9 protein-coding genes are annotated in these 9,482 nt (G+C 53.5%); all 9 read right to left on the reverse strand.

What is annotated here, in order from left to right; translation table 11 throughout:
* Positions 1-10: 10 nt before the first annotated feature.
* Positions 11-1,111: a peptide chain release factor 2 gene (gene prfB / locus ACTUHY_RS11315; RefSeq protein ID WP_442827793.1), complete on the reverse strand. Its 1,101-nt coding sequence runs from the start codon at positions 1,109-1,111 to the stop codon at positions 11-13.
* 118 nt (positions 1,112-1,229) lie between these two features.
* Complete coding sequence (gene secA / locus ACTUHY_RS11320; protein WP_442827800.1) at positions 1,230-3,707, reverse strand: preprotein translocase subunit SecA; 2,478 nt, start codon at positions 3,705-3,707, stop codon at positions 1,230-1,232.
* Positions 3,708-3,877: 170 nt separating this feature from the next.
* The gene (hpf, locus tag ACTUHY_RS11325) at positions 3,878-4,423 is read right to left on the reverse strand and encodes a ribosome hibernation-promoting factor, HPF/YfiA family (RefSeq protein ID WP_442827794.1); all 546 of its coding nucleotides are present in this window, start codon (positions 4,421-4,423) and stop codon (positions 3,878-3,880) included.
* 169 nt (positions 4,424-4,592) lie between these two features.
* Entirely contained in the window at positions 4,593-5,312 is a 720-nt protein-coding gene (locus ACTUHY_RS11330) for an amino acid ABC transporter ATP-binding protein (RefSeq protein ID WP_278675313.1), read from the reverse strand.
* A gap of 1 nt (position 5,313) precedes the next feature.
* The gene (locus tag ACTUHY_RS11335; RefSeq protein ID WP_278675309.1) at positions 5,314-5,970 is read right to left on the reverse strand and encodes an amino acid ABC transporter permease; all 657 of its coding nucleotides are present in this window, start codon (positions 5,968-5,970) and stop codon (positions 5,314-5,316) included.
* Positions 5,971-5,997: 27 nt separating this feature from the next.
* Complete coding sequence (locus tag ACTUHY_RS11340; protein WP_442827795.1) at positions 5,998-6,777, reverse strand: basic amino acid ABC transporter substrate-binding protein; 780 nt, start codon at positions 6,775-6,777, stop codon at positions 5,998-6,000.
* A gap of 281 nt (positions 6,778-7,058) precedes the next feature.
* Positions 7,059-7,844, reverse strand: coding sequence for a basic amino acid ABC transporter substrate-binding protein (locus tag ACTUHY_RS11345; protein ID WP_442827796.1), 786 nt, complete (start codon positions 7,842-7,844; stop codon positions 7,059-7,061).
* 147 nt (positions 7,845-7,991) lie between these two features.
* Entirely contained in the window at positions 7,992-8,687 is a 696-nt protein-coding gene (locus tag ACTUHY_RS11350; RefSeq protein WP_442827797.1) for a GntR family transcriptional regulator, read from the reverse strand.
* A gap of 160 nt (positions 8,688-8,847) precedes the next feature.
* Positions 8,848-9,482: beta/alpha barrel domain-containing protein (locus ACTUHY_RS11355; protein WP_473965313.1), on the reverse strand; the 635-nt coding region annotated here is incomplete at its 5' end.

Here is a 9,482-nt window from a genome sequence, read left to right on the forward strand (position 1 = left end):
TCCATTACGATCAGTGCTTCAGGCTGCGGAGATAGGCTTCCACGAAGGGATCCAGATCCCCGTCCATCACAGCCGAGATGTTGCCGGTTTCCGCTCCTGTCCGATGGTCCTTCACCATGGTGTAGGGCTGGAACACATAGGAACGGATCTGGCTGCCCCATTCGATGGCCTGATAATCTCCGGCAAGCTCGCTGATTTTCTTGTCCTGGATGGCCTTTTCGTATTCGTACAGTTTGGCACGGAGCAGGGCCAGGCAGCGTTCCTTGTTCTGGAGCTGGCTCCGTTCGTTCTGGCACTGGACCACGATTCCCGTGGGGAGGTGGGTCATCCGCACAGCAGAAGAAGTCTTGTTGACATGCTGTCCGCCGGCACCGCTGGCCCGGTAGTAGTCCACCCGCACATCGTCCATGTTCAAGTCCACTTCCACCGTCTCATCCAGTTCCGGCATCACGTCCACAGCGGCAAAAGAAGTGTGCCGCCGGGCATTGGCATCGAAGGGAGAGATCCTCACCAGACGGTGCACCCCCTTCTCGCTTTTCAGGTAGCCATAAGCATTGTGGCCCTGGATGGTCAAGGTAGCGCTCTTCACCCCGGCTTCTTCCCCGGGTAGCAGGTCCAGCAGTTCCACCGTGAACCCTTTCCGTTCGGCATACCGGGTGTACATCCGCAGCAGCATATTGGTCCAGTCCTGGGCTTCCGTGCCGCCGGCCCCAGCGTGGAGGGTCAGGATGGCATTGTTGGCATCGTACTGATCGCTGAGCAGCATGCCCAATTCCAGGTCCGCCAAGGTCTTCCGGGCATTCTCTACTTCCTCCTCGATTTCCCCCTGGAGGCTGTCATCCTTCTCTTCCATAGCCATTTCCCAGAGGGTTTCTACATCCTCCAGTTTCTGGGACAGTCCATGGTATGTCTCCACTTCGCTTTTCAGGTTGTTGGCTTCCTGGGCCACTACCTGTGCCTTATCCGGATCATCCCAGAAGCCGGGAGCCGCCATCTGATGCTCCAGGTCTTCGATCCTTTCTTCTTTTTGGGCGATCTTCAGCCCGTCCTTCAGTTCGTCCAGTTTGTCTTTCAGTTGGATGATCGCCGGTTTCAGTTCTTCCAGTAACAAGATATTCCAGCCCTTTCTTTTCGAAAATAAAAATGGGAAAAACGAAGCCAGGTCGCCCCAGCTCCGTTTGCTGCATCCTTTTTTTGCTTCAGCCCAGTCCCGGCCTCAGCCCCAAAGGTCACTTAGATCCGCTGTTCCGCTCTGCCCCGTGGAGTTCTGCCGGAGCCTGGGCTCCTTCCGCCGTCCCGTCCACATTGGGGTTGTTCACAGAAGCCTCAGAGAGATGGTCTTCCACCGTAGGCTGAGTCACTACGTTCACCCGGTACATATACCGGACCACATCATCCACAATGGCTTCCTTCATGGCTTCGAACATATCATAGGCTTCGAATTTGTATTCCACCAGGGGATCCCGCTGGCCATAAGCCCGGAGTCCGATCCCTTCCCGGAGGGCATCCATAGCGTCCAGATGTTCCATCCAGTGGGTATCCACCACTTTCAGCATCACCAGGTTCTCCAGTTCCCGCATGATGGGAGCGGTGATGGCCGCTTCCCGTTCATCATAATAGTCGTGGGCCAGTTTGTGGAGGTATTCTTCCAGTTCCTCCCGGCTCATATTGGACAGTTCCTCTGCCTGCAGTTTGCCCAGGGGCGCATAGAATTCCTCGGCATATTTGATCATGGACGGCACATCCCAGTCTTCGCTGTAGGCTTCCTTAGGGGCGTACATATCCATGGACCGGTCTACGATATGGTCAGCCATGCCCAGGACCGTTTCCTTCAGATCTGCCTTTTCCAGGATCTTCCGGCGCTGGTCATAGATCACTTCCCGCTGTTCATTCATCACATCATCATATTCCAGCACATGTTTCCGGATATCGAAGTTCCGGCTTTCCACTTTTTTCTGGGCATTCTCGATGGAACGGGTCACCAGACGGTGTTCGATGGGTTCATCTTCATCCATCCCCAGCTTGTCCATGATCCCGGAAATATTGTCGGACCCGAAGAGACGCATCAGATCATCTTCCAGGGACAGGTAGAAACGAGTGGACCCCGGATCCCCCTGACGGGCGCAGCGGCCCCGGAGCTGGTTGTCGATCCGACGGGATTCGTGCCGTTCCGTACCGATGATGTGGAGACCGCCCAGCTCGGCCACCCCTTCTCCCAGGGTGATATCCGTCCCACGGCCTGCCATGTTGGTGGCGATGGTCACAGCCCCCATCTGGCCGGCATCCGCCACGATCTCAGCTTCTTTTTCATGGTACTTGGCGTTCAGCACATTGTGCTGGATGCCTTTCTTATGGAGCATGGCGGACAGTTCCTCGCTCTGGGCGATGGACGTGGTCCCTACCAGCACCGGCCGGCCGATGGCATGGAGCTCTTCGATGGCCTTCACCACCGCCCGGTATTTGGCCTTCTTGGTCTTGTAGATCACATCCGGGTAGTCGATCCGGATATTGGGTTTATTGGTGGGCACCACATAGACGCTGAGGCCATAGATCTTCTGGAATTCCTGTTCCTCCGTCTTGGCAGTACCGGTCATGCCGGACAGCTTCTCATACATCCGGAAGTAGTTCTGGAAAGTGATGGTGGCCAGGGTCTGGCTTTCCCGTTCCACCTTCACATGCTCCTTGGCTTCGATGGCCTGGTGCAGCCCTTCAGAATACCGGCGGCCGTACATCAAGCGGCCGGTGAATTCGTCCACGATGATGACTTCCCCATCTTTTACTACATAGTCCCGGTCCCGGATCATCAGGGCCTTGGCCTTCAGGGCTTCCATCAGCTGATGGGACAGATCCGTGCCGTTTTCCGGATCATACATGTTCTTCACGCCCAGCATCTTTTCCGCTTTGGCGATCCCGGCTTCCGTAGGCGCCACGGTCTTGAGTTTTTCATCCACCGTGTAGTCTTCTTTTTCCTTTAAATTCTTCACCACATCGGCCATGATGTTGTAGAGATCCGTGGATTTTTCCCCGGGCCCGGAAATGATGAGCGGTGTCCGGGCTTCATCGATGAGGATGGAGTCCACTTCGTCCACGATGGCATAATGGAGGGGCCGCTGGACCATCTGATCCAGAGAGACCACCATATTGTCCCGGAGGTAGTCGAACCCGAATTCATTGTTGGTCCCATAGGTGATGTCAGCCGCATAAGCCGCTTTCCGGGCAGGATAATCCATATCGTGGATGATCAGCCCCACGGACAGCCCCAGGAACCGATACACCCGGCCCATATCTTCGCTGTCCCGGCGGGCCAGGTAATCGTTGACCGTGACCACATGGACCCCTTTCCCTTCCAGGGCGTTCAGATAGGCCGGCAGGGTGGCGACCAGGGTCTTCCCTTCACCGGTACGCATCTCGGCGATATTCCCCCGGTGGAGGATACAGCCCCCGATCAGCTGCACATCGAAATGGCGCAGCCCCAGGACCCGGCGGGATGCCTCCCGGACCACGGCGAACGCTTCCGGCAGCAGATCGTCCAAAGTCTCCCCTTTGGACAGGCGCAGTTTGAATTCCTGGGTCTTGGCACACAGGCGGGCATCGCTGAGACCGGCCATTTCCGGTTCCAGTGCGTTGATCTTATCCACATAGCCTTGGCAGACCTTCAGTTCTTTTTTATTGGGGTCCCCAAAGACCAGTTTCATCAGGTTTTCCAGCAAGTATATCACTCCTCGATCCTACAGCGCTCCAGGCGCAAAAATATCAATATAAATCCATTTTTTAATTGTAACAAATGCGTATATGAAAGTCAAAAAGAGTCGGGGCAAATGCCTCGACTCTTTGTAAAAATTTCATGAAATCCCGAGAAAGCTCTTTTCCCGCTCCCTCAAGCCAATTCCGGGTTGATCAGCCCATAGTCTCCGCTCTTTCTCCGGTAGACGATGGCAATCTTTTCCGTTTCCGCATTGAAGAATACGAAGAAATCATGGTTCAGCATGTTCATCTGCATGATGGCTTCCTGGACACCCATGGGCCGCATGGCGTAATTCTTCGTCCGGGCCACTTTGAATTCGTCCGTCTCTTCCGGGACCTCTTCGTTCACATCCGGCAGGGGAGCCGGTTCTGCATCCCGGAAATTGCTGTATTTCCGTTTCATCAGACGAGTCTTGTATTTATGGATCTGCCGTTCGATCTTTTCCACACACTGGTCGATGGATGCATACATATTTTCGGATGTTTCCTGAGCTCTCAGGACGATCCCGCTGGCCGGCACCGTGATTTCAACGATATGTTTCCCTTTTTCCACCCGCATCACTGCCGTGATCTCGCCCACGGTCTTGAACTGCTTGGTTATGGTCTGGACACGTTTTTCCACATAATCTCTTAACGCCTGGGTGACTTCGATGTTTTTTCCACGAACTTTAACTGCCATAATAACGACCTCCTCACCAATGGGACATTTCCCATCGTTGTTATTAATAGTATTCTACAACTGTACTGAAATCCCTGCAAAGAAAATAGGGAAAATGTAAATTTTTTTGATAAAAGAGAAGGAGTTGCTGCACGTATCAAAACCATACACGTGCAACAACCCCCCATCCTTACAAAATCTTGGACAGAAAATTCTGCGCCCGTTCGTTCTTGGGATGGGCGAAGAATTCGGTAGGATCCCCTTCTTCCAGGATCTTCCCTCCATCCAGGAAGAGGATCCTGTCCCCTACTTCCCGGGCAAACCCCATTTCGTGGGTGACCACCACCATGGTCATCCCTTCCTGGGCCAGGTTCTTCATGACGTCCAGCACTTCGTTGATCATTTCCGGATCAAGAGCAGAAGTGGGTTCGTCGAACAGCATGGCTTTGGGCTTCATGCACAGGGCCCGGGCAATAGCCACCCGCTGCTGCTGGCCCCCGGAAAGGCTGCCGGGATAGGCATCGGCCTTGTTCAGCAGGCCCACCTTATCCAGGTACAGTTTCGCCTTTGCCACCGCTTCCTCTTTGGATTCATGGCGGACGATCATAGGAGCCAGGATCAGGTTGTCCATCACCGTCATATGGGGGAACAGGTTGAACCGCTGGAACACCATTCCCACTTCTTTCCGCACTTCATTGATGTTGGCTTCCCCATTGAGGGGGATCCCGTCAAAGGTAATGGTGCCGGAAGTGGGCACTTCCAGATAGTTCAGGCAGCGCAGGAAGGTACTTTTCCCGCCGCCGCTGGGACCGATGACCACCACCACTTCCTGTTCAGCGATGGTCACATCGATGCCTTTGAGGACCTCATTGTCCCCGTAGCTTTTCCGGAGCCCTTGGACTTTGATCATTTCACTGTTCATCTTTCTTATACCGCCTTTCCAGGACGCCTACGAAACGGGCTACGGCAAACGTCATAACCAGGTAGATGATGGCCACGCTGAGCCAGATCTCAAAAGAAGCATAGGTCCGGGCGATGATCAGCTGGCCCCGGCGGGTCAGTTCTTCGAACCCGATGACGGACACCAGGGAGGAGTCCTTCAGCATGGCGATGAATTCATTGCCCAAAGGCGGGATGATCCGTTTGAAAGCCTGGGGCAGGATGATGTGGCGCATAGTCTGCCACCAGGTCATGCCCAGGCTCCGTCCAGCTTCCATCTGTCCTTTGTCGATGGATTCGATGCCGCCCCGGAAGATTTCCGCCACATAGGCCCCAGAGTTGATGGAACAGGCGGAAATAGCAGCCACATAGGCATCCACCCGATGATGGATCAGGGCCGGCAGGGCGAAATACACCAGGAAGATCTGGACCAGGAGAGGCGTCCCCCGGAGAAAGGTGACGTACACATCGCCTAAAACGCGCAGAGCCCTGATGCCGCAAAGACGGATCAGGGACACCACTACACCGATGAACAGGCCCAGGCCCACACTGGCCGCTGTGATTTCTACCGTAATGCCTGCCCCGGCAAGCAGCAGGGGCAGGGATTCCTTGATGATTTCAAGATTCATGCATTCTCTTCCTTTTCCAGAAGCTGTTTATTTGGCAGCTTTAGCGGCTTTGCCGAACCATTTGGTGTAGATCTTATCATACTCACCGTCTTTTTTCAGTTCAGCCAGTGCCTTGTTGAAATCGGCAGCCAGTTTGCTGTCTTTCTTGAAGGCAAACCCATAGGATTCAGCATCCATGGTATCCCCTACGATCTTGTCTTTGTCTTTGCCTTCCTTGGTCAGGTAATACTGGGCCACCGGTCTGTCGATGATCACCGCATCCACGCCCTTGTTTTCCAGTTCCAGGAAGACCTCTGCGTTGGTGTTGAAGGAGGTCACTTTGGCCCCGGAGACCTTGGCCGCTTTGTCAGCTCCCGTAGTGCCGATCTGTACGGCGATTTTCTTGCCTTCCAGGTCTTTGATGCTCTTGACTGCGTTGTTGTCTTTGGTGACCACCACCACCAGGCCGGAGGTGTAATAGGGGTCGGAGAAGGTCACAGCCTTTTTCCGTTCCTCAGTGATGCTCATGCCCGCTGCCACTGCATCGATGTTGCCGGAATTCAGAGCTGGGATCAGCGCATCGAAGCCCATGTTCTGGATTTCCACTTTTCTGCCCAGTTTCTTGCCGATGGCCCGGGCCAGGTCCATGTCGAAGCCGGTGAATTCCTTGGAACCCTTTTCCTGGAATTCAAAAGGAGCAAAGGTGGGTTCAGTACCTACTTTGATCACTTTCTGGTCGTTGGCCGCCGGTTTGGTATCGCTTCCGCAGCCGGCTACAGCCAGCATCAGAGCAGCCAGTACGCACATTACAGCAGAGATTTTTTTCATGTTCTTCCCTCCATCTTCATAATGTAATCATTATACAGCGTTGCGTATGTTTATACAACTGGTTTTCGAGAAAAGGGCGGGGTGAAAAATTTCACCCCGCCGGTCGCGGGTCGCGAGCCTGGACGTTCAAGCCGTTCTGTGTTTTTCTATAGGATAGTACGACAAAATCGGCTGAAAGCAGCGAAACCGAATCTTCGGGCTGCACCAACAAGCCCGCGACTCACGACCCGCGACCCGAGACCTCAAAAGGGGCTGTTGCATATGCAGCAGCCCCTTTTTCTTTACTCCGCCTTGAACCACTTGTCGTAGATCTTCTGGTATTCTCCGTCCTTCTTCATTTCTGCCAAGGCTTTGTTCAGTTTGTCGCACAGTTCCTTATTCTTTTGGGCGGTGGCGATGCCGTAGAAATCACCTTTCTTAGGAGTCCCCACGCTCTTGGCGTACTGGCTGCCCCCCTGTTTCAAGAAATACTGGAGCACCGGCAGATCGCTGATCACCGCATCGGCTCCCCCGTTCTTCAGTTCCAGGCAGGCCAGGTCGGAAGAATCGAAGGTCTTCACCTTGGCCCCCTGGATGGTTTCCGCATATTTGGCCCCGGTGGTGCCCAGCTGCACGGCAATGGTCTTGCCCTTCAGGTCATCCAGCCCATTGATGGCTGTATTGTCCTTCTTCACCACGGCCATCAGGCCGGATTCATAATAGGGATCCGTGAAATTTACTTTTTTCTTCCGTTCCTCGGTGATGCTCATCCCCGTGATGGAAACATCGATATTCCCAGATTCCAAAGAAGGGATCAATCCGTCGAAGGCGATGCTCTTGATGGTCACCTTATCGTATCCGGCTTTTTTGCCCAGAGCATTGATCAGGTCGATATCGAAGCCCATGACCTTGCCATCTTTCTTGTCCGTAAATTCAAAAGGCGCAAAAGACGGGTTCGTCCCCACGATCAGTTCCTTCTTCGCCGCCGTTTTCTTGTCTCCTCTTCCCGTACTGCCCCCGCATCCGGCTGCTGCCACGCAAAGCATCAGCCCGGCCAGGATTCCAGCGAACATCTTCATCTTTTTCATAAATATTCCTCCCTATTGGCCCATATACAGGGTTTTATCAGTTGCTTTTGTGATAATTATACATTATTATTCATTTTTATGCAATAAGAAGCCGTAAAAAAAGGGGGTGTGAAAAATGATTCTTCATTTTTTCACATCCCCTTCTCTTTAATTATCAAAATAACTGGGATGTTTGGTTTCCAGTTCCCGGAGATATCCTTCCACATGGACGTAGTTGTCATTGACGTATTGTTCCAGATGGGACCAATCCTTATCCCGGATCCGCTGGATCAGTCTCCGATGGTCCGGCAGGAAGCTTTCCCCATACAGTTTCTCTTCCACATACAAGTTCAGGAACCGGCTGTACTGGATATTATAGGTGCGGATCATGTCCCATAGGTAGTTGAATCCAGCGTATTCGAAAACGGTCCGGTGGAACAGGCTGTCGTAATCGAAAATGACTTTCACGGCTGAGGCCCGGTGCTCCATGGCATCTTCCGCTTCGTCCATGATCTTTTTCAGCTTTTGCTGGAGGGGTTCCGTGTCGTCTTTTTCCAAGATCCGTTTGAGGATCTTCTCTTCCATGACGCACCGGAGGTAGCGGCTCTCCATGAGCAGGCTCTTGTTCATGAGCACCACCTGGGTACGGGATTTGGGAGCCACGGAAAGCAGGTTTTCATGTTTCAGGATGCTGAGAGCCTCCCGGATGGGGCTGCGGCTCATCTGGAAATAATTCTGCAGCAAGGGCTCACTGATGATCTCCCCCGGCCGGAGGGTGATGCGGATGATGCTTTCCCGCAGGCTCCGATATACGAAGTCGCTGTTGGTTTCTCCCTCCAACCGAGGCATTTCATAGATTTCCATCCCTCTTCACCTGCTTTCTCTTTCTTTCTCGCATTTGTTTAGTATATCACATTTTTATCTCAAAAAAACTCTAATAAAAATAGTTCTTACTTTTTTAAAAAAGAGCTGTGAAAAGAACCGACAAACATGTACGGTACTTTCCACAGCCCTGACTCACGGCTTACTCATTATGCTGCTGGGGAGGCGTGCAGCAGCCGGTGTTGTTCTGGATGTTGATATTGTGGCCGGAATAATTCCCTTCCACTTCTGCATGTTCCTTCTTGGCCGCGGCCAGGATCTTGGCAAAGTCGATCCCCGTGTCGTAGCCCATTTCGTTGAACATCAGCACCAGATCTTCGGTAGCGGTGTTGCCGGAAGCTCCCGGTGCGAAGGGGCAGCCGCCCAGGCCGCCCAGGGTGGATTGGACGCCAGCAATCCCCGCTTCCACAGCGGCCAGGGTATTCACCAGGCCCATGCCCCGGGTATCGTGGATGTGGACTTCGAAATGGGAATCCGGGAATTCTTCCAGGGAGGCTTTCACGAATTCCCGGACCTGTTTCGGATCTGCCAGGCCCACCGTATCGCACAGGGTGAAGGAACGGATGCCCATGTCATGGCCCCGTTTCAGGAAGGCCAGCAGCGGTTTCACATCGTAGAACTTTCCTTCGAAGGGGCAGCCGAAGGCAGTGGCCACGTCCAGGCACACTTCCATGTCCCCGGAGAAATCCTTCACGATCTTTTCCAGGCCTTCGAAGGATTCATCCCGGGTCCGGTTGATGTTGGCCTTGTTGTGGGATTCACTGAGGGAGATCACGT

This window comes from Acidaminococcus nyctereutis (assembly GCF_052216985.1).
In the GTDB taxonomy this organism is placed as follows: Bacteria; Bacillota; Negativicutes; order Acidaminococcales; family Acidaminococcaceae; genus Acidaminococcus; species Acidaminococcus fermentans_A.

What these genes read in the sequence shown, in the direction of transcription:
- hpf (WP_442827794.1), bottom strand. Translation starts at nt 4,423, where the DNA reads ATGGCAGTTAAAGTTCGTGGAAAAAACATCGAAGTCACCCAGGCGTTA.
- ACTUHY_RS11330 (WP_278675313.1), bottom strand. Translation starts at nt 5,312, where the DNA reads ATGATCAAAGTCCAAGGGCTCCGGAAAAGCTACGGGGACAATGAGGTC.
- ACTUHY_RS11335 (WP_278675309.1), bottom strand. Translation starts at nt 5,970, where the DNA reads ATGAATCTTGAAATCATCAAGGAATCCCTGCCCCTGCTGCTTGCCGGG.
- ACTUHY_RS11340 (WP_442827795.1), bottom strand. Translation starts at nt 6,777, where the DNA reads ATGAAAAAAATCTCTGCTGTAATGTGCGTACTGGCTGCTCTGATGCTG.
- ACTUHY_RS11345 (WP_442827796.1), bottom strand. Translation starts at nt 7,844, where the DNA reads ATGAAAAAGATGAAGATGTTCGCTGGAATCCTGGCCGGGCTGATGCTT.
- ACTUHY_RS11350 (WP_442827797.1), bottom strand. Translation starts at nt 8,687, where the DNA reads ATGGAAATCTATGAAATGCCTCGGTTGGAGGGAGAAACCAACAGCGAC.